The 19,741-nt window shown below is 46.1% G+C and carries 16 protein-coding genes; 4 read left to right on the top strand and 12 right to left on the bottom strand.

Annotated elements, in window-relative coordinates:
• Window positions 1-124: 124 nt before the first annotated feature.
• The 6 genes from P6910_RS20495 to P6910_RS20470 all read right to left on the bottom strand — a co-directional run bounded on the left by P6910_RS20495 (window position 125) and on the right by P6910_RS20470 (window position 4,254).
• Window positions 125-1,057 (bottom strand): hypothetical protein, encoded by a 933-nt coding sequence (locus P6910_RS20495; RefSeq protein ID WP_317143108.1) that lies wholly within the window; start codon window positions 1,055-1,057, stop codon window positions 125-127.
• A gap of 50 nt (window positions 1,058-1,107) precedes the next feature.
• Window positions 1,108-1,413, bottom strand: coding sequence for a hypothetical protein (locus P6910_RS20490; RefSeq protein ID WP_317143107.1), 306 nt, complete (start codon window positions 1,411-1,413; stop codon window positions 1,108-1,110).
• A gap of 272 nt (window positions 1,414-1,685) precedes the next feature.
• Complete coding sequence (locus tag P6910_RS20485; RefSeq protein WP_317143106.1) at window positions 1,686-2,231, bottom strand: hypothetical protein; 546 nt, start codon at window positions 2,229-2,231, stop codon at window positions 1,686-1,688.
• A 113-nt stretch (window positions 2,232-2,344) separates the two neighbouring features.
• Window positions 2,345-2,716, bottom strand: a complete 372-nt coding sequence (locus P6910_RS20480) for a c-type cytochrome (protein ID WP_317143105.1) — start codon at window positions 2,714-2,716, stop codon at window positions 2,345-2,347.
• 403 nt (window positions 2,717-3,119) lie between these two features.
• The gene (locus tag P6910_RS20475) at window positions 3,120-3,836 is read right to left on the bottom strand and encodes a hypothetical protein (RefSeq protein WP_317143104.1); all 717 of its coding nucleotides are present in this window, start codon (window positions 3,834-3,836) and stop codon (window positions 3,120-3,122) included.
• A gap of 232 nt (window positions 3,837-4,068) precedes the next feature.
• Window positions 4,069-4,254, bottom strand: a complete 186-nt coding sequence (locus P6910_RS20470; RefSeq protein ID WP_317143103.1) for a hypothetical protein — start codon at window positions 4,252-4,254, stop codon at window positions 4,069-4,071.
• 547 nt (window positions 4,255-4,801) lie between these two features.
• On the opposite strand from P6910_RS20470, the gene P6910_RS20465 reads away from it, so the two are divergent.
• Entirely contained in the window at window positions 4,802-5,614 is an 813-nt protein-coding gene (locus P6910_RS20465) for a hypothetical protein (protein ID WP_317143102.1), read from the top strand.
• Between the two features lie 328 nt (window positions 5,615-5,942).
• On the opposite strand, the gene P6910_RS20460 is transcribed toward P6910_RS20465, so the two are convergent.
• Both P6910_RS20460 and trmH read right to left on the bottom strand, forming a co-directional pair.
• Window positions 5,943-7,052 carry a polysaccharide deacetylase family protein gene (locus tag P6910_RS20460; protein WP_317143101.1) on the bottom strand — a complete coding sequence of 370 codons (1,110 nt, stop codon included), beginning with the start codon at window positions 7,050-7,052 and terminating at the stop codon, window positions 5,943-5,945.
• Window positions 7,053-7,208: 156 nt separating this feature from the next.
• Window positions 7,209-7,892: a tRNA (guanosine(18)-2'-O)-methyltransferase TrmH gene (gene trmH, locus P6910_RS20455; protein ID WP_317143100.1), complete on the bottom strand. Its 684-nt coding sequence runs from the start codon at window positions 7,890-7,892 to the stop codon at window positions 7,209-7,211.
• Window positions 7,893-8,045: 153 nt separating this feature from the next.
• On the opposite strand from trmH, the gene P6910_RS20450 reads away from it, so the two are divergent.
• Window positions 8,046-9,299: a VTT domain-containing protein gene (locus P6910_RS20450; protein WP_317143099.1), complete on the top strand. Its 1,254-nt coding sequence runs from the start codon at window positions 8,046-8,048 to the stop codon at window positions 9,297-9,299.
• Between the two features lie 58 nt (window positions 9,300-9,357).
• Here P6910_RS20450 and P6910_RS20445 read toward each other — a convergent pair whose 3' ends face one another.
• The 3 genes from P6910_RS20445 to P6910_RS20435 all read right to left on the bottom strand — a co-directional run bounded on the left by P6910_RS20445 (window position 9,358) and on the right by P6910_RS20435 (window position 12,397).
• Window positions 9,358-11,028, bottom strand: a complete 1,671-nt coding sequence (locus P6910_RS20445; RefSeq protein WP_317143098.1) for an alpha/beta fold hydrolase — start codon at window positions 11,026-11,028, stop codon at window positions 9,358-9,360.
• 201 nt (window positions 11,029-11,229) lie between these two features.
• Complete coding sequence (locus P6910_RS20440; RefSeq protein WP_317143097.1) at window positions 11,230-11,964, bottom strand: ferredoxin--NADP reductase; 735 nt, start codon at window positions 11,962-11,964, stop codon at window positions 11,230-11,232.
• A gap of 34 nt (window positions 11,965-11,998) precedes the next feature.
• Entirely contained in the window at window positions 11,999-12,397 is a 399-nt protein-coding gene (locus tag P6910_RS20435; RefSeq protein ID WP_317143096.1) for a hypothetical protein, read from the bottom strand.
• 207 nt (window positions 12,398-12,604) lie between these two features.
• Here P6910_RS20435 and P6910_RS20430 point away from each other — a divergent pair, with 207 nt between their 5' ends.
• Window positions 12,605-15,589, top strand: a complete 2,985-nt coding sequence (locus P6910_RS20430; RefSeq protein ID WP_317143095.1) for a hypothetical protein — start codon at window positions 12,605-12,607, stop codon at window positions 15,587-15,589.
• Window positions 15,590-15,648: 59 nt separating this feature from the next.
• Here the strand turns inward: P6910_RS20430 and P6910_RS20425 are convergent, their stop codons facing one another.
• Window positions 15,649-16,539, bottom strand: coding sequence for an SDR family oxidoreductase (locus P6910_RS20425; RefSeq protein ID WP_317143094.1), 891 nt, complete (start codon window positions 16,537-16,539; stop codon window positions 15,649-15,651).
• Window positions 16,540-16,955: 416 nt separating this feature from the next.
• On the opposite strand from P6910_RS20425, the gene P6910_RS20420 reads away from it, so the two are divergent.
• The gene (locus tag P6910_RS20420) at window positions 16,956-19,466 is read left to right on the top strand and encodes a hypothetical protein (protein WP_317143093.1); all 2,511 of its coding nucleotides are present in this window, start codon (window positions 16,956-16,958) and stop codon (window positions 19,464-19,466) included.
• The last annotated feature ends 275 nt before the right edge of the window (window positions 19,467-19,741 follow it).

The raw sequence follows: 19,741 nt of genomic DNA, 5'->3' as shown, positions 1-19,741 counted from the left end.
ACGCGCCCGTCGTTGCGCCTTGAAGGATGAAAAAATCCACTCGCCAGAATATGCAAAACCAACTGGCCAGGTACTTACTAAAGCCGTAATAGAATTTTTCGGCCGGGCAGAAGAGTGATTTAGACTATAACCTGTCAGCCTGCTGGCCTGCTTTCTGAGCGGTTCTGATTTGCAGGTTGTGAAGCCAGAGGGCCAAGGCATCCAGGGTCATGATGATTTGACTGTCAGGATCTGCTTGTTGGGCCGTTCCCTCGGTGATGAAGCCCTGGGGTAATTCCTGCCGGATGACCTCCTGCTGATAAAGAAGATGCGGCTGGTTCGAAACGATCAGGGCAGAGCCGGGTCTGGGGTTGCTTTTTGCCCAGCTTTTGAAACTGTCTCTTGTGTTGCCCCGTTGCCATCTATCCACCCGCCAGGTGCGGCTTGATGAGAAGAATTCAACAGGGATATTTTGCATGTCATCAGGCATTTCAGTGGACATATAGACCATTCTGGCAGCCTCTTTTTCTGTTGTAGGACGTGCTTTTTGTTTTTTATCCCTGGAAGCCTCTTTACCAATCACTTCAGAAACCAGTTCTTCTGTCATGTCGATGTCGTCGTTAATGGGGCGCTCTCCGGATAAAAAAATGATCCGGTCGAACCGAACGCCTTCCTTCCAGAGTGTGATCAGATGCTGAAAACGACTTTTCATTCGTGGTGCTGTTGCACCCAGCAGCAGAGCGTAATCAAACTGTTTCTTGTTGGGCTTGAGCTGATTGATTAGGCCCAGGGCTGCCAGATACTTCCTAACCTTTTTTTTCTGTTCGGCAGAAAAATTCAGGTCTGCCACTTCCCAGCGCTCTTGGCCGGGTTTTCTCCGCCACTGCTGAGTGGCTTCGACCATGGAGTTAAACTCTTTCTTGTGGGGAGTGCCCGTTTCAGAGAGCAGAGCTGACAGTGTATCAAGCTGCTGCTGGCTTAATGCCGGATCAGCAGCCAGAGTCTTGGCTGTCAGGAAGAGTGTCAGTAAAAGCCCTGATAGCTGGAGCTTATAGCGTTGATAGGAGCTGAAGTTCATGACCATTGATGGACCCAGTTAAAGCACCTCAGCATAGATCAGTTTTTGACTCAATGTGGTAAAGATGGCAAAGAAGATTTCGCTACCGCATTGATCAGGCTCTGATCCAGATCGGGCAGTGCCCAGGCTTCAGGGTAGTTTTTTGAAAGTTCTGCAATCATGACCGAATATTCTTCTGCCGGTTTATTAAGAAGGTAGGTCAGAAAGGTATAGATGCGGTTGGACATCTGATGATTAAACTTTGCCATCTGTTCTTCTGAGATAGCCCTGGTTTTTTCAGCCTCCTCCAGAACAGAATTTCGGGTACAGTTAGCAGCAATCATCAGGGCCAGTTTTTTGACGGTATCATCGTTCATGGGACTTCCTTAGCTTGTGTGTTTTCCTATCTTCAGTGTAGATCGGTTGGATTCGGTCAAAGTAAAGCGGGTTCTTTTAAGATCGGGTGATCGAGGCAGTCTTATAAAAAAAGGCGGCACTGAGCCCTCTTATAATCTCCTCCGTTTTATCTTATGGTTCTGATAGTCAACGGGGAGAAAGTTCATCATTGCCTTTCGAGAGCTCGCTTTTGAAGCACAAGGCGTGGCATTGGCAAAATGCCACGCCATACCAAAAGCAGTCTATTGTTCTCTTAATTGTGAAAATTTTCTGCTGTCAGCTTGTAAGGCTCATCAGGTTTAATATCTCCAAACAGATCCTGATACCTGTGCAGTTTGACGGCATCCTGGTCGGCCTGTTCCTGTTGTCTGGCAACGTTTGACCAGGTGCTGGTGGCGTAATAAAGCCCAACCGCACTACCCAGACCCATGCTGAAGGCAGCACCTACGGTTGATCCAAAGAGGATGCCTCCCGCCAATGCACCACCCATTCCCCATCGGGCGAAGGTTCCCCAGGCTTCATTGATGCGTACAGAGTACTGCTTGATGCTTTTCCAGACTCTGGACGTTCCAATGGACTTGATCTTGTCCTTTATGAAGGTTAGTGTTTTGATACTGTTCACAGACAGCCCCATAAAGGTTCTTTTGGCTCTGGCGCCCACTTGCTCAAGAGCTATACCTCCAGTTTTAACCAGGGCATTGGCAGTTTGATTCGCCAGATGATCATTTATTCCACCGGTGAACTCATGATCCTGAAGCGCAGGTGGCGCTGAATAATTCGTTTCTGTTCCGTAAGCCATGGCATACCTCCTTGATAATCCATGAGCGGGTTGGTTTTTCACGACAGGCAGTATGACATAGGTTGAATAGAGGGTTCACTGACGGCTCGGTCAGTTTGGCTAACATCGGGTGCTTAAAAAGTATCGATTGGGCATCTTTGCAGCGAGTACCATTCACTGATGGCATCGACCTCTTCCCCGGTCAGCATCCTGGCGATGTTGATCATGGGTATATGATTGCCACGCAGTCCATTCCGATAATCATTCAGCTGTTTCACCATATAGACTTTCTTCTGACAGGCCAGATTAGGGTTCATGTCAGCAGTGCCTATGCCGTCTGGGCCATGGCATCCGGAACACAGAACCAGAGCCTTATTTTTCGCAGCTTCCAACCTTGGAGTCATTTCAACCGGACGAAATTCAGGGCTTTTGTTCCCGGACAGGTCGCATCCGGCCAGCAGGACAGCAGAGAACAGGCTGATTGTCAGCCAGGGCTTAATGTTCATAATGTTTCCCAAGATACCTCTCTTAACACCCAGTGGAGATAAGAGGAAAGTAGTACGCCCAGCATAGGCATGAACTTATGGGGTGCAAGTCCCCCGTGGGTAAACCAGCATCGGATATTGCCATCGATAATAACCACTAGCATAACGCAAGTGCAATCTCGCGAGGGATTATGCGGAGGCAGTCTGTCTGCAAAGGCGCGAGCCATCGATTTCAAGGCCCTCTGATTTAAGCGACACTGTTCTTGCAAACCTTGGGCTTGTTTCTCTGAAAGACTTACGGATCAGGCTTCACCATCCTCGATAAATCGTCCGGTGCAGAACTGCATGCCGCAGAAATGTGGGGGCAGGAGCTTAGAAACCTCCGCTACCCAATTAAGCTGGTTTATCCATCAGCTTATTAAAATCAGGAACTACTGAAATGAGTAAAAGCTTGTTCTAAAAATAATTTAAAGCTGATTGGGAAAGACTTTGTAAGAGTAATTAATTCATTCAATAGCTTATTTATTTCTTCCAGATAATTCCAAATCATTAATACGTCATCTATGCCGTTTTGGTCAATATATTCTTTTAGACTGTTGTTTAATGTCTGGTATGATAAGGCTTTCTGTATAAATTCAGAACTATCTTTGTCTACCTTTTGGGCTAATTCGGTTATGCGCTCATCGTTCTGCTCTTGCAAAAAAGCTAAAATACCTGCGCCCATTGAGCGGTCAGCAACGCTGCCCAAACTAGCTATTGCTATTGATTGTCCTGGCGTTCCAGTTGGTAATGACTTCGCCTTAAGAGCCTTCTTGAATTTCCATTCAGGATCATTCTCGACTGTTGTTCTAAGTGAGATTAAATAAGCTTGTCTAATTGATAGCGATGATACAATTCTCTCTATAGATTTGTTCATGGGTACTAAGTGAGGAATGATGATGAAAGCGGACTGGGGGCCATAACTTGTTATGATGGCTTGAACTCTTTCAGCCAGTTCTAGAAATTGACTTCCTTCGCTGTCAATGTCGTCTATAATCTGTCGTCCTTGCTCTATAGTTTCTTTACTTATTTTGATCGCAAAGACAAAAGGAGGTGGAATAGTTAATATAAATGAAATAAAAACTGTAGTAAAAGTTTTCATAGTATTTTCAACTATTTGACTTGAATTTTACTGTTAAGAATATACTAATATAAGCAGTCTGTCAGAAATATAATTACTTGGTCGTTTGTAAGTATGCAATAGTTTAGTCCTTTGTTTTTCTTGCTGCAGAGGTTTTGTCCTGTTGTGTCAGCTGACGAGTCTGTAGAAAAACCACCTCAAAGGCTTCTATCTCCAAGAGACTCAATTTAATATTTATTTCATTCTTTTGCGGTTATATCAGAGCGTTTAAATCAGAGTGAGCATTTGAAATACTCATGCCCCGATCCATTGACTTCTGAAGATTAGCCCTGTTGTGGAAGCCACTGTCTGTTGAGATAATGACTGAGTCCAGCACATTGCGGGTGTCGCCCAGCGGGGTGGTACTATTGCCCTGAATGACCCCTTTAGAGGTTTTCATCCTGGCGCTTTCAGGTCGGGCATATTGCCTTTCAGTGGTTGATTGCGGTTATTGCATTTCTCCGGCTGAATCTCCAAAAAATGTTTGATGAAATTTGATGCTGCGAGCAGGGGATTTATTCGTTGCTGGTGATCTTTCCCCGAAAAAATGTAAACAATTTTTAAATAAGTAGGTGTGTCAAACCAATTCTGCTATATACGTGTAGCTGTAAAAACAAAAAATTTTGGAGAGTTCGATGATGAATAAAATAGTTGTATTGATACTTTCGTTGCTCTTTGTTGAATCTACTTTCTCCGATCAGATTTCAGTTCACTGGTTATACAGTTGGACTCTTTTTTTATATACAGCACCAGAAGGAAGTTTTGGTATTTTTTTAAAGTTGGATTTTGTAACGAGGTTTATGAACCGTGAATGCATAGATTATTCACTTCGCCTATTACCAAAGGAATGAGGATTAATGTAAGACCTGGGATAGATATTATTGAGAATATACCATGTAGTAGTGCGGGCAGCCTTAAAATTGAGATGTTTTTATAAGTGTTATGCTATGAACTTGATTGAAAAAATTTTTATTGCAGTAACAGTTTTTTTTCTTTTAAATGTGCAAGGTGTGGTAGCAATTAACTTAAAAGATGTTTTCAAATATGATGTGCCGCTTTTAATTATTTTAAACTATTTAAGTTGTCCGGAAGAAGTAAATCTTGTTGAGGCAATTCAGGATCTAGAGGGTATGAAAAGAGCTGTAGTGCTGGTAACTAATGATATAGCTGATAAAGTTAGCCATATCGATTTCTCTTTTGTTCCAGAAACAGTGTGGGTTGATGGGTTATCAAATTGTTTGCAGGAAGATATAATTCGCCACGATAGCCAATGGTTTATTATAAAGGGAGTACCATTATCTGGTTTGCTTTCATATTCTCCAATTGATAGATTTGAAATTGATCTTGTTCAATCTGTAGTATTTTATAATTGTGATATTGAACCATGGACAGGAGAACAGTGGTCTATTGCAGGCCAAAGGAAAGATGGAATTGTGTTTTTTATTGAGGGAGGAGTTGTTGACTCAACATCTGTCGACACTGCAGGTAAAATTCTATTAGCTCCGTCGTGGATGGAGCTCATTAAAAATTTGGACCTTTACGATGCAATATGTCTTTTCAGCGGATGTAAAATTTCCGAAGGTATGCGACTTTTAATTGTTTCTTGTATAAGCTCGACATCTGATATTTCACGAATTGTGATGAATATCTTATGTGAAATACTGAGTGGTAAGCAAAAAGAAATTCAAGACAGTATTCGGCAGTGTAAGCTTCAAAAAACACCTGTTTCAGAGTCTCTCACGCCATCCTATATAAACTAGGAGCCTGACCGAGAATAGACTGTCCTACGCGGGAATTGCTCCTTTGTTGCTCTAGCTCCTGCATCCATACAGTCGTCCTCGCTACGGGGTCGCCTGGACGGGTGCTATTCTAGGTCAGCCTCCCAGTCATTCATTTTTTTGAATGATGAAATGTAGAGTACTCAATGAGTTTGTAGAAAAAAGACCTCAAAGGCTGCTATTACCAAGAGACTCACTTTAATATTCACTTAATCCCGTTTCAGCCGTTCAGTTATATCAGAATGGCTGAATCGGATTAAGCATTTGAATCACTCTCTGTCAGAAGGCAGTAAACTCCGATTACGTGACTCTAATCAATGGCTTTTCCATCTTCCGTAAAGCGAAGCCATTGGTGAGAAAACCAGTAATAATGACTTCCATCCATCGAAGGCGCCGTGCAGTTATAGCGACTGCGACCAACCGGCAGTGGCGATTTTGCCTGAGTTGTGAATCGGGTTTTCTTTTCATCGAGCCATTTCAGCTCTACTTTGCCCTGTCCGGAGACATAACAATTGAGTTGCTGTTTCTGATAGCTGCCATCCGCCAGAGTAAGGGTTAAAGAGGGTGTCAGGTTTTTCGGATCGATGATGGCGGTATCGGGTTCCTGTTGCGTCACTGGCAGGGGTCTGCTGTTAACTTTGGTTCTGAAACCACTCATATCGGAATAACTTCCGGACATAGGGAAGCGGGGCAGACGGGTAAAGTCTGACAATGGGCCAACGGCACCAGACTGCTGACCAAATCCAATATAGCCAATCTCCTTGATCATCTTTCTCAGTTGCGGGTCTGTCTCACCGAAAGGCCAGGCCAGCATTTTCACATTCTGACCGGTTTCTTTCCTGATGCGTTGTTCGGTTTCAGTGATCTCTTTTCTGGAACGCTTGAGCCAGGCCTGATCAGATTCTCCGGGTTGCTTTTCCGGCATATGAGGGTGGTTGACGGTGTGGTTGGCGATGGTCGCGCCTGAGCGGGTCATCTCCTGAATCTGCTGCCAGGTCAGGAAGTTGCCAAAGCCACTGTCTACTGGCTGGGTGCTGACAAAAATGGTAAAAGGCCAGCCCTTTTCTTTCAGCATCGGGAAAGCATTTTCGTAGATGTTCTTATAAGCATCATCGAAAGTGATCACTACCGTTTTATCGGGTACTGAGTTGCCATTTTGTATGGCTTTGGTGGTGGCCTCTATGGGGGCTACGTTAAAGTCATTCTTATCCAGGTAATCCAGATGTTGCCTGAACATCTCTGGCGTAATGCTGGTGATAGCCGGGGTCTTGTCACTGACGTGATGATATTGCAGGAAAACCGCGCTATCTGCTGCCATAGCCAGTGAAGGTATGAATGCAGCCGCGGCCAGTAATCCTCTCAAGGGCAAGGAGGCAGTGCGGTTGAGTTGCCTGATGCGGGAAGCTATGCGGGGGATCATGAAGCCTCTGTTTTTAAAGTAAGAGTGAATAATGAGTACAAGGACTGCTTATGGGGAGTTTCAATGTTTGAAACTAAGGCATTTACGGTATGTTTGGCAAGCAATGTCAGCTCAATGAAAGAGACTGGTTTCAATGGGCAGAAGCTGCCTGGGGACTCAGGTATCAGTCCGTACCCGGGTATACCAGGAAGATGGGTCTATAAGCTGCCCGTTGTCATCCATTTGCGGATATTTTAGCCCCCGCAGGTCACAATATCGAGCCAGTTCGGGGTATCCCCAGCGAAACAGGGTTGGGGTGTAGATTTCGGGAGGCAGGCTGGGTTTATCATACATTCCCTTCAACAGACGCTGTCTTTGAGCTTCAACCAGGATGACCGCTGCTGCTACCGAGACGTTGAAAGAAGCCACAATACCCTGCATGGGAATAATAATGTGTTGGTCAGCAAGCTCTGCTGCCTTGGTGCTGATCCCTTTTTTCTCAGCGCCCATCATAACGGCTACAGGTGAAGTGTAATCAACTTCTGAATAGGGGATTGCAGTGTCGGAAAAATGCGCAGCATAAACTTTAAAGCCGCTGGCTTTCAGTTGTGATATACCTTCTTCTACACTGCTGTGATGATGAACATTGACATATTTGTGGCTGCCAACAGTCCTGCCGCGGAAATTTCGATAGCCCATTTTTGGCTGGCTGAGATGAATATCGGGAATGCCCACGGCATCGCAGGTTCGGATAATAGCTGACAGGTTATGGGGTTTATGAACCTGATCGGTAAGTACCGTCAGGTCGGGCTGGCGTCGATCCAGAAGGTCTTTAAATTTCTTGTAACGTTCCGGTGTCATGGCTCTGCTCTCAATATTGTATTGCGTGGTATTTCTTGTGGCTATGATGGGAGTATTTTACATCAATGAATTCAGGTAGGGTTATAAGCCTTCTTGCTTTGCAGGAGAGTAGCGGCTTCTGGCCAAAAATGATGACTCTGAAAGAGGCTTTTTGTGGAATCGGATAGCTTTGTAGCAGTACATGAATGGCTTCACCATCACGGGTACTGGCTGGGCCCGATTATAGCATTGGCTGCATTTGTAGAATCGCTGGTGGCCATCGGTTTTCTCATTCCTGGCGTTGCCCTGCTGTTTGCCCTTGGGGTTCTGGCTGGCAGTGGGTTGATGGAACCCTTGCCCATGTTGGCCTGGGCTTTTGTGGGCGCGGCCCTGGGAGATGGTATCAGCTTTCAGGTGGGTCATCATTTACATGGTCGAATTCGGAATTGCTGGCCATTTTCAACGCATCCCGGTTGGCTGGAAAAAGGCGAACGCTTTTTTGAACGATACGGTGGCCTCAGTGTTGCTCTGGGGCGTTTTATAGGCCCTATCCGTCCGGTGATTCCAGCCGTTGCCGGGATGATGGATATGTCTCCCCTGCGTTTTTATATCATCAACCTGCTCTCGACGGCGCCCTGGGCGGTAGCCTACACCATGCCGGGCTATCTGACCGGTGCTGCCCTGAAGCTGGACGTGCCGCAATCTTTTTATTATCTGTTAGTCGGTTTAACCCTTGTTTCGTTGCTGATTGCTTATCTGGGGCTGATTCTGGATCGCAGGTTCTGCAGGAAAAAGTTGATACTGCTGTTACCGGTGAGCTTCGTTGTGATGGCGCATATCAGCTTATTACTTCTGACTGTAATGGACGTCAGTGGTCAGTTTGATGACCACAATGCCAGGATGCACTCGTTTATTGCCAGTATTTCTGTACCGATAGTTGAATATATATCGGGTCTGGTGACCTGGCTGGGAAGTGCCCTTATTCTCTGGATGCCCCTGGTGTTGTGCGCTGTCTACTTTCTCTGGTGCAGGCGCTATAAAAAATTGTTGATTATGTCAGCTTGTCTGGCGGGTATGGAGGCAACACTCTGGTTGATGAAGTGGGGGATTGATAAACCCAGACCAGCTGACTTTGATGGTCTGGATCAGTTTTCCTTCCCTTCCGGGCATACAACTCAAGCTACCTTTGTCTGGCTGCTGGTGACCTTATACCTGGTGGCTGCCAAGAGAGGCATTGTTAAGTTCAGTGCATACAGTTGTGCCATGATGATTGCCCTGATGGTAGCACTCTCCAGACTTGTGCTTGAAGCCCACTGGTTTGGAGATGTTCTGGCAGGTTTGCTGTTAGGAAGTATCTGGTTCAGTGCGGCGGTGGCTGCAGAGAGAGTTTACTTTAACGAGAAAATCCTCAAGCCTCGAATATCCTGATAGAAACTGCCCGGAATGGTTCCGGGCAGTGATGTTCAGAAGAAGAAATTGTGTAGGTTCAGTTTGTCTGAAGGGCTGGAATCGTGAGTGTTGATTGCTTCTGGCGACTGAACTCGAAATCAATAAAGTAATTGTCGCTTGTAGGTCTCTTATACTGAGGGTCCATAGTATCTATAGCCAACACAACTCGGTGCCCTTCCGGTACATCGTAAGCTGTGGTGACCAGCTCGAAGGACATTTCGATTTTTTGTCCGGATTCGGCCTGAGGCAAGGTTGATACACCGTGGGTGATCAATCTTGCATTGCCCAAACTGTCCATGTCATAGAGATAGCCCACCAGTTGTGCCTTGTCATAATGTGGTTGTACGACAAGGTTAACGACCGGATTACCTCTTATTTTCATGACTTTCTGGAGCTTATCGGTGTTGAAATAAATGCCTCTGAAATCGGATGCGGCATAAATGTTAGTGACGACCGGGACTTCAAGCTGTTCCAGAAGTTGTGAAAGAACAGGAATCTGGGTACTGAATAAAGTACCCGTCCAGGAGTTGATAGTGTTGTCTTTTGATATCCAGAACGGTGGTTTATAGGGATAGGTTTCCAAATCGCCGTTATCAAATGCAGACCTTGGGTGAAGATAGAACTTCTGCGCCAAAGCTTCTTTTATTGGAAAATCGTCGAACCCTTCATACCTGTCTTCGAACTTCACTTTCATCTGCAACGGACTGGCCTGACTCAGTTCATTACTTTCTCCCTTCAGATGAAGGTCGAACCATTGGTAGACATTGTTCCAGACTCTGTCTTCACCAATGCCCAACAGCGGAGGCAGCAGCTCCGCCGTTGCATGGGTTCCGGTCAGCAGATCCATATATTTGGCAGTGCTTAGCTGGCTATACATCTCAAGCAGAGAGTTTGCCTGGAAAAGGTTATCGCCATAAGCTTTGGCAAAATAGACGGCAGTATTATTCTGATTCAGTTGCTCGACGTAGCTGATAGGGGACCTTTCATCTGCCCACTCGATAACGGCAGGTAACTGATCCAGCTTCTGGTTTTTAATGATGTCCCAGTTTTTAGCAATGATAGGATCCGGGGTGCCTCGGAGGTCAGACAACAAAGTGAGCAGTTCTCCCCAGGCCAGTCTGGGGGTTTGATTGCCGTAGAGTGCTTCCAGCAAGCTTCCCCAGCTGCTCATGGCGGCAACGGCTTTAACCCGTTCGTCTTGAGCGGCTCCGATCAGGCTGATACCTGAGCCGTAAGAGATACCCGCAGTACCAACAGCATTGGGTTTTACAGGGTAGTTATTCAGTAGAAAGTCAATGACCTGGCTGTAGTCGGCAATGTCTTTAGGACCAGCCGTGTCAATTTGTCCGGTAGACTCGCCAAAGCCCCGGGTAGAATAGCTAAGAACAATATATCCTCGTTCAGCCAGTGCTGCAGCCTGTTGCAGGTACTGGTACTCATTCATCCCCCAACTGTTAATAAATACGATAGCGGGTGCAGACCCGGTGAGTTGGGTGGGTACAAAGATATTAGCGGTCAGTTCTATGCCATCATTGGTCAGAATGACAATATCATCATCGGTAGTGTAGCGGTCAGACTCTGGAAACTTTCCATTATTCAGCAATCCCGCAGCGAACTGAAACAGTGGCTGTATGGATGCGAAGGAATGGAGAGGGAAGAGAGACAATGCCAGGTGAAGAACCAGCAGCTTGAGTAGCCGTTTCGACATGGAGTTACCTTTTTTATTATTTTTATATTGTTTCACCCGCAATTGAATCTTGACGATTGTCGTTGTGTTTCAATGGGGTGCAGCTTCATCATACACAGGTTTTAAGTGAGTGTGTATTAACTTATTGGTGCTGCAGGTAAAAGATGACGAACGGTTCTCAGGAACTAAACAGGAAGCCTGCCGGCTCAGTCTCAAGAAGGATTAACTTGAAAAGACATACTTTTCACGTTTGACCTGTCTTGGTCCAAAGCCCAGCTCTTTCAGTTCTGCGGAAGCATCGTCAATCATGGCAGGGTTGCCACACAGGTAAACCAGGTCTTTTTCGGGAGAAAGATTCAGTTGTGGAAACTGATTCTGAAGGTAACCCGGGTATTCGTTGGCGGAGGAATTCAGTGACTTTTCCCTGCTATAACAGGCCCTGTATTCTATGGATTCGGATAAGGCAGCAAGATCACGAAAATCCTGCTCGTAAATCATATCGGCCCTGTCTCTTACACCCATCATAATCAGAATCCGGGTGCCTTCACCGACCAGCTTTTTCAGAGCAGGTATCATGGCCCGATATGGGGCAAGACCTGTACCGGTACCGGCCAGTACGATTCGCCCATCAAAGTGTTCCGGCGCGGTGAGCACGCCGAAAGGCCCACCGATGGACAGTTCCAGACCCGGTTCTGCTTCGCTGAACAGAGAAGAGGCAACCCCCCCTTTAACAAAGCTGATGGCTATCTCAAGCTGTTGAGAGCTTTGGAAAGACTCGGGTGAATTGGCAATGCTGTAACTTCTTTTGTAGTCCTGCCCCTTAAAGGAGAGGTGTAATTGCACAAATTGTCCGGGCTGATAGTCAAAACCGGCTTCTACCCTGAAGTCCAGTTGTACGGTGTTCTGGCTGAGCTGGTGTTTGGCTGTCAGGGTTGCTGGATAGAGTGGGCGTGGCATTTCGAACTCCTTGAGCGTATTAAATAGGAACTCATTAATCTGTCTCGGGGATTTCCATTAATGTTTTAATATCAATGGATCGTGATTTTGACTGGAGTGTCCTGTAGTTCAGCTCTTTTAGTTTCTGCTTTTCTGTTTTTCTTGCTTTGGGGATAGGGTAAAACTGATATTGAAGGTGAAACGAGTGTACTTCTACTTTCAGAGCCGTCCGAATAATCCTTGCCAGGGCAATGGCGAAGAATTCACCTTGCTTTGGATTGGTGATACCAAAGTCAAAGTGGGGACAGGTGTCCGTAAAGTTGTCGCGGCTGTTAAGCACTTTATTGATAAGAATGGTTTTGCCCGTACTGATCTGACCGCCAGGCATCAGAGAGGCAGTACCCTGATCCAGCCAGTGAATGAAAGTTTTTGTTTCTTGAAGAAACAGCTCCATAAGGTTCAAACTCTTTCCCGGTGCAAAAGGGAGTACCCTCATCAAGGTTAATGCCCTGAGAGTGACTTTTCAACAGGATTTACCTCTCAACGAGGCAAATAAAGGTGAGCCTCATCACACACCAGAGCTTCAGAAATAAATTTAAAAAATTCAAATTTAAGGTCTACTTTTATGCCTTAACAATAAAATCTTCTGGAAAATTCCATCATGAAAAATGCGAAGTCTCTGACTATGGTTCGCCTATTTTTTTTATTCATCTTGTCTGTCATTTTGCCGCTTTCTGGTCACTGTGCTTTTTATAGCAGCCTGTTGAAATGGTCAGGTTGGGGAAGCTTCTCCAAAGTCACTGAGACATCGGGGGAGATTAATAAACTATCGTTTAGAGATAACAAACCGCCCCTCCTTCTTACTTATGATCGCAAGGCGGTTGACGAGAACGTTAAAACAGTTTCTGAACTGGCGAACAATCAGATTTATGTCATCCTTGATAGTCAACCGGGCGATCAATTTAATTTTTGTTTCAGGACGCCCCCCGCATTGTTGACAGGAAATTATCCCACCCCCCCGGTCATTAAAAAGCCTGTAACGGGTCAGGGTATGCCAGATATACAAAATGGAAGCGTGATACGGGTTGCATCGACACCCGACAGTGGTCGCTGGCAGCATGAGTACTCAGTCAGATGGCGTCTACCGGCTGGTCATCAAGCGTTGGTTTTGACCATTGAAGATAACGAGAATGGATGGGTTATAGAACCGGAATGCAGCGGTATTTTTTCAGAAAGCGCTGCTTTACCTTCGTCATCAGGCAGTAATACGTCAGCTGACAAAAAAACATCATTTGTCGATATTTTTTACCGCAATAAAAAAGCTGTAAAAAATGGGCCTGGTAATTCGGACGTCAGCAGCCGTTTCAGTGGCATACCCGGAGTTCCTGATACTGCCGATAACAACAAACCCTATACAAGCTCTGGTGGTGGCGGTGTTGGCGGCAGCGATGATTTAGACGATTTATTCAAAAAAAGGCCGGGCAGTGGGATGGGCCCTCTTTACTCCTTTGAATGGACCAGTGAGCATGTCAGCAGAATGATACTGATACCCGGCACTGACGGGCAGGCCGTAAAAAAACAGATTTGGGATACCCGGATTGTGCTCAAAATAAAGCAGGGTTGGAATGAGCAGGCAATCATTATTTCGCGGGAACTTTGGGATAAAATAAGAGGTGCAAATCTTGAAAGGAGTTCAGGGTTTTTTCTGGCATTGTCCAGAAATCCCGATAATCCGGAGGCCGTATTTGATCATTACCTGAACAGTAACCTGGCACAACCGCTAAAAACAGAAGACTACCGTCGTTATGCTCAGCAAGCGCTCATTTTCAGTCCCAAACAATTACTCAGCGTGTCCGTTTTTCCGGGCTACGTGCCTACAGGGATCGGCCATTCCGGAGGAACTACTCAGGCTGGAAAGCAAACCGCCAACGTTGGACCACCCTCTTACGCCCAGTCTCAACGAGATTCTGGTCATCAAAGTCAAGGCAGCCGCAGAGGAAGTGATAGTGATGGAGATGATGGGTCAGGTGGGTCATCAGACAATGGTTTATGCCAGATTTGTAATAAACCTGTACTCGCCTTCGATAAATGCAAAGAATGTCTGGATCGTGAATCCAGTGAACTTGAGCAGGAACCGACTAAAGAGCAGCTCTCTGCAACAGGACAAGATAAGGAAGTACCTGGGTCAGGAAACATTGTCGCTGAGCAGGAATCGACTGAAGAGCTGTCTGCTGCAACAGGACAAGACAGTGAAGAACTTGTGTCAGGCACAGAAGAGGCTGATCCTTCAGCAATCCAAGTATTTGAATGGTTCAAAACGTTGAATTCAAATGGAAGGCAGAGACGTGATTGTTTTCGCACTAATGATAACTATAAGCTCCCGGAACTATATAGACTTTTAACGCAAAGTTTTGCATCAGATAACAATGCGCTAAGTAAATTTCATTCGAAATGGGTTGAATTTTTAAATGGCAGTATGTCTCTTTACCACGTTATTTCAGAAGTCGCTGAATTGGCAAAATCCCAGGGAATTGAAGATTTTGTTGAGGTGACAAGAATTGTCAAAGCACTTGCTGTTAACAGGGATGAGTTTGAGAACGAAACCAGTTGGAAACAATTCAGAAGCGAATTGCTGGACCACTTGACGACTAATAATCTTTTGGCTTCTGATGACCCGGGTAAAGTTTTTTATTCCGAATTAGATCAGAAAGAGAAAGCAGAATTAATTAATTTTATCTTTGACATATTTTTTGAAGCGAGTTTGTGGCTAAACGATGAAAAAGTCCCATCAAGATTTACAACAATAGCAATGTTAAATAAATTAGCCAGAGATGTTTATGCTAAGTATGGTTTTGGTCTTCCGGATACGGATATGGATTATGAGAACTTATCAGGAATTATTATGTGGGGCTGTGGGAGTTGTGGTGAACATTCTTTTATTACTCGATATAACAGGAAATATTTAGGTAGATTTCCCAGTGAAACACTTCGTTCTATGGGGTTAAGAGTTACTGTCAATGAATCTGGAGATTTTATAAATGCTGAAGCTATGTTTACTGCAATGGTTCTTATAAGATCAATGCACGGACAACGTTTAAGAGATATGTTTCCTGAGCATGTCAGTTTTGCTGAAGGTGTACCCAGTGAGCAACTTGAGCTTTTAGAAAACTTTAGCATTAAAGCCAACGAACAGCTTGTTAAGCTTCTGGAAGCTGCTGAGCCTGAAAAAAAAGACAAATTTATACATAGTATGTTTTTGATCTTTGGTATGGTTCCCAGAGAACTATCTAATGAGCTATCTAATGAGCTATCAGATCCCGAAACTGTTCCGTCAACCCAAACCGTTGCATACGCCACCGCACATCTAACTTTGGATTCTACCGTAGCAGAGGATGAACTCCTGAGTATTGGTTCTAAACTGGGCATAGATTGGCAAAAATTTGCCAAAAATACCGGTGTTCTTAGTGAAAAACATCTAAGAGATATTGATGCTGAAAACGACAGGTTTGATGATAAGGCAAAGGCAATGATGAAAAAATGGAAAAGAATGAAAGGCCGGATTACCTTTAACAACCTACTGGATGTTCTTGCTCAAATCGAACGATACGATCTTGTAACCGATGTAGTAGGTGTCTACCAACTTTGAAACCAGCAAGCCCGGCTTGCAGGGCAAGCCTCTTGTGCTATTTTTCTATCCCCCGTCGTTTACGGTGGATAAGATCTCAGCTCACATACTTCACGAACAATACGGGCCACAGCACTTCTCCATGGGCGGGCATGTACGCCAAAAGTGTTCAGCACCTTATTGGAAGACAGGGTGCCATTGGCGGGGGGTTTGATGCCTTCCCTGGATTCGATGTTGGCCATGATCAGCTTTCGGACGCTCAGGTCGCGATGCTGGGAAGCCTCAGCAATAAGAATTTCTGCGAAGTTGCTTTCAGAAACCGATTCAGTGGTGGAGTAGTGGTAAGTGCCCCAGGCCTGGGCGCCGCAATCGAGTTGTTGAACCATGGCGATAATGATCCGGGCTGCATCGTCAGCCGGTGTCGGGCAGCCCAGCTGATCCGGAGTAACATACACTTCACTGTTAACCAGAATCTGCTCTGTCAGTCTTCTGAGCATGTTGGGACGACGCTCACTGATGATCCACGACAGGCGCAGAATAATATGTCGCTCACACCGTTCACGGATTTGTTGCTCCGCCTGAAGCCTGCTGTTACCTAGAACACCGATCGGGTTGGTGGGATCTTTTTCGTTATATGGTTCCTGCTTGGTACCGTCAAATACCCTGTAACTTGATAGCTGGAAAAGAATAATGCCCTGACGCTGGCAGCAGTCTGCCAATTCTGCAACGGCGTCTCTGTTGATACTGAAACAGCGGGAAGGCTCATTCTCGGCCTTGACCGGATTGTTATAGGCTGCAGCATTGATGACCAGATCTGGCTGGTGGCGGTTGAGACAGCTCTGAATCTGATCGGGTCTGGACAAGTCCAGTTCCTTTCTGTCCGGTGCGTACCAGGGAATACCTTTCTCTGTCAGTCTTTCACAGACTTCATGGCCGACCTGGCCGGTTTGACCGATGACCAGTATTTTCATACTTGGATTCCAATATCACAGGCTTAATGATTAAAAGGCTATTGAAGCACGAATAGCGGCCCGCTCCTAGCAGCCTGTCGGACTTAAGCGTCCGAAGCAAGGATTGTGAGAAATTGAGGATAAGAATTTCTGATTCCGAGGAGAATAGCAAGCTATTTGACGAGGGAGCAGGGATTTTTAAACCGATTTATCGCAACCGCACGAATGCATCGATACAGGAGCCAGAGCAATGCAGGAGCAGTTGCCGCGTAGGGCAGTCTTAAGTCCGACAGGCTGCCGGGGGCATAGGAGTTTGAGCGTTTTGACAGAAAACATGTTTATTTTCTTGATCTATCCTTCCTCTCTGTATACCTGAATGCAGGGATATAATTATTAAGCACTCACTCTTTGCGGCACTGTTGTTACTGCTACTGTCGTTGTCTGTCATCTGTCAGGCAGGATCATTAACAAGACGTTTTATTGTGGAGCTTGAACGGGATGCAGGCTCCCCAAAACAAAACTTTTCTATAAAACGTAACTGGCATACGTTGTCGGGCAACCCATTAGATATTGCCCACATAAACGACTATGTAGAACCAGATTTGCCATCTGATAAAAAACGACATAGTGCAAATGATCATGGAATAGAAAAGACCATCATTGAGTCGATTTCGTGGCAATGGCTTTACGCTACAAATCTGCAGATTGCTTACGAACTGGCCGTGACAACAAAAGTAGCGCCCATGATCGCCACCACTTATTTATGGCTTCCTTTAGAAGTGCTTGTCACTGTTGCTTGTCTTTTAAAAAACTATTGGAACCCCAATAAACAGCTGTTTAGCCCGATTGAGCAACAGGCGGCATCAAGGTTGACACAGGGGGACCATCCGTTTGCAACCATCACCGCAATGTCTGGCTCCGGAGAGAACGCACCACAATTCCAGTCGTCGGAATCGTCCAGCCAGCCAGCCCCAAAAGGCACCCTGCCGACTATAAGCTCTTTTATTAGCCTACTGTATAATGACTATAACGGCGGTAACGGAGGCCATCAGCAATACCTGCACACTTTGGGTTTAAATTGTTTCATCCATCCCTGTCATGGCTTTTGTCAATTGCACCCTCTATCCGATAGCAGTAAGCCCGCTGAATGGCCACTGAGTACCCCGGAAAGCTCATGTGTTCACTTGGCTTCTGGACACTGCTCAAGTTGCATGAGGCATTTTTATCCTGCATATGCTGCGGAGTCTCGTCAAAACCCTCTTTTCAAGACATTGAATGATCTTTCTGACATTCAGCTCCCATTCGATTCTGAATCACAATTTGATGGCATTGACGTCCACCTGACAAACGCAGTCCAGAATACCATCGAAGCTAACGGCTCACTCAATGATAATGCGTCAATGGTCGGGCATTTTTCTACCATTGCTGATGATTTTGCGGTCATTAGTGGGTCACTCGATCTACCGTGTCTTCTCAAAGAAGACGAGCTTGCCTTTACGCTTACCCCTTCAGAAATACAACAAACCACCTCTAAGTCATCGCAATTGGATCAGAGCCAACCTCATCGCTCCCGGACAGGCGCAGCAAAGGCTAAAGCCGACAGCGCTCAAGAAGCCTGTGAGTCGACCGTGGCCGGGGAGGATGGCCAGCAGCGGCCATGCGGGAAGGTCTCTGAGAGTGATGGAGCCTCGGCGAATCATAAAAGTAAATACCACAGCAGGCAACAAACCTGCAAAGTGATGGTGGTTGGGGAGGATGGTCAGCAACGGCCATGCGGGAAGCTCTGCAAGAATGCTAAAACCCTGTCGAATCATAAAAGAGGCAAACACTCCGGGCAACAAACCTGCGAAGTGATCATTGTTGGGGAGGATGGCCAGCAGCGACCATGCCGGAAGGTCTGTAAGAGTGCTTTTGCCTTGTCGGACCACAAAAGTAAATACCACACCGGGCAAAAAGTCTGTGAGGTGACCGTGGTCGGGGAGGACGGCCAGCAGCGGCCATGTGGGATTGTCTACAAGAATGCTGGATCCCTGGCGGATCACAAAAGTACATGCCACAGCGGGCCAAAAGTCTGTGTCCTGACCGAAGTCGGAGAGGACGGCCAGCAAAGGCCATGCGGGAAGCTTTACAAGAATGCCAAAGCCCTGTCGGATCACAAAAGTAGATATCACAGAGGGCAACAAACCTGTGAAGTGATCGTGTTCGCAGAGGATGGTCAGCAGCGGTCATGCGCGAAGCTCTGCAAGAATGCTAAAGCCCTCACGAATCATAAAAGAAGTGAACACTCCCGGCAAAAAATCTGCGAAGTGATCATTTTTGGGGAGGACGGCCAGCAGCGACAATGCGGTAAGGTCCTTAAGAGTATCAAAGCCTTCTGGGACCACAAAAGTAAATACCACAGCGGGCAACAAACCTGTAGAGTGATCGTGTTCGGGGAGGATGGTCAGCAGCGGCCATGCGGGAAGCTCTGCAAGAATGCTAAAGTCCTGATATATCACAAAAGTACATGCCACAGCGGGCAAAAAACCTGTGCAGTGATCATCTTTGGGGAGGATGGTCAGCAGCGACCATGCGGGAAGGTCTGTAAGAATGCTGGAGCCCTGTCGAACCACAAAAGTGAATACCACAGAGGGCAACAAACCTGTAAAGTGACCGTGGTCGGGGCGGATGGTCAGCAGCAGCCATGCGGGAAAGTCTGCAAGAATGCCAGAGCCATGTCGTATCACAAAAAAAACGCGCATAGAGTGCAACAAAACAGTAATCTAACCGTAATCGAGGATGCCCGGCAACGGCAGTTCATGGCGGTCTGCAGAAAACCTCAAGTCCTGTCGGATCGCAAAAGAAGAGATCGAAAACGCAAGCCTGCTGATGTAGACAAGGACGATGAAACAAGTCCTCCAGCAGATAAAGTGAGTAAGTGTGATTACCAGGAAAAGTTGACGGACTGATAGCTGTCAACGTCCTGGCAGCTGCCTTTTCGGCCAGGTTATCAGCGACCTGATAAGAAAGAGAATTTGAACGTCTCTGCAAGAAGCCATTTGCCTTCCAGATTCGTCGAAAACTGGCTTCACTTACGTCGCTGACAGCAGTCATGGAACGAGTACTCCAACGAGTGGCATTATCGGTTTTACCTTTTGCAGCCAGGAGTATCATTTTTGAACGTTTTGACAGAAACATGCTTATTTTCTTGATCTATCCTTCCTCTCTGTAAACCGGAATGCAG

The organism is Endozoicomonas sp. 8E, from assembly GCF_032883915.1.
Lineage (GTDB): Bacteria > Pseudomonadota > Gammaproteobacteria > Pseudomonadales > Endozoicomonadaceae > Endozoicomonas_A.
The sequence above is the reverse complement of the archived record's forward strand: the minus strand, read 5'-3'. Positions and strand labels throughout refer to the sequence as shown.

Bases quoted from the DNA above. Each gene is read 5' to 3' on its own strand.
- P6910_RS20485 (WP_317143106.1), bottom strand. From the start codon at position 2,231: ATGGCTTACGGAACAGAAACGAATTATTCAGCGCCACCTGCGCTTCAG.
- P6910_RS20435 (WP_317143096.1), bottom strand. From the start codon at position 12,397: ATGGAGCTGTTTCTTCAAGAAACAAAAACTTTCATTCACTGGCTGGAT.
- P6910_RS20445 (WP_317143098.1), bottom strand. From the start codon at position 11,028: ATGTCGAAACGGCTACTCAAGCTGCTGGTTCTTCACCTGGCATTGTCT.
- P6910_RS20465 (WP_317143102.1), top strand. From the start codon at position 4,802: ATGAACTTGATTGAAAAAATTTTTATTGCAGTAACAGTTTTTTTTCTT.
- P6910_RS20430 (WP_317143095.1), top strand. From the start codon at position 12,605: ATGAAAAATGCGAAGTCTCTGACTATGGTTCGCCTATTTTTTTTATTC.
- trmH (WP_317143100.1), bottom strand. From the start codon at position 7,892: ATGACACCGGAACGTTACAAGAAATTTAAAGACCTTCTGGATCGACGC.
- P6910_RS20495 (WP_317143108.1), bottom strand. From the start codon at position 1,057: ATGAACTTCAGCTCCTATCAACGCTATAAGCTCCAGCTATCAGGGCTT.
- P6910_RS20440 (WP_317143097.1), bottom strand. From the start codon at position 11,964: ATGCCACGCCCACTCTATCCAGCAACCCTGACAGCCAAACACCAGCTC.
- P6910_RS20425 (WP_317143094.1), bottom strand. From the start codon at position 16,539: ATGAAAATACTGGTCATCGGTCAAACCGGCCAGGTCGGCCATGAAGTC.
- P6910_RS20460 (WP_317143101.1), bottom strand. From the start codon at position 7,052: ATGATCCCCCGCATAGCTTCCCGCATCAGGCAACTCAACCGCACTGCC.
- P6910_RS20470 (WP_317143103.1), bottom strand. From the start codon at position 4,254: ATGAAAACCTCTAAAGGGGTCATTCAGGGCAATAGTACCACCCCGCTG.
- P6910_RS20480 (WP_317143105.1), bottom strand. From the start codon at position 2,716: ATGAACATTAAGCCCTGGCTGACAATCAGCCTGTTCTCTGCTGTCCTG.
- P6910_RS20490 (WP_317143107.1), bottom strand. From the start codon at position 1,413: ATGAACGATGATACCGTCAAAAAACTGGCCCTGATGATTGCTGCTAAC.
- P6910_RS20475 (WP_317143104.1), bottom strand. From the start codon at position 3,836: ATGAAAACTTTTACTACAGTTTTTATTTCATTTATATTAACTATTCCA.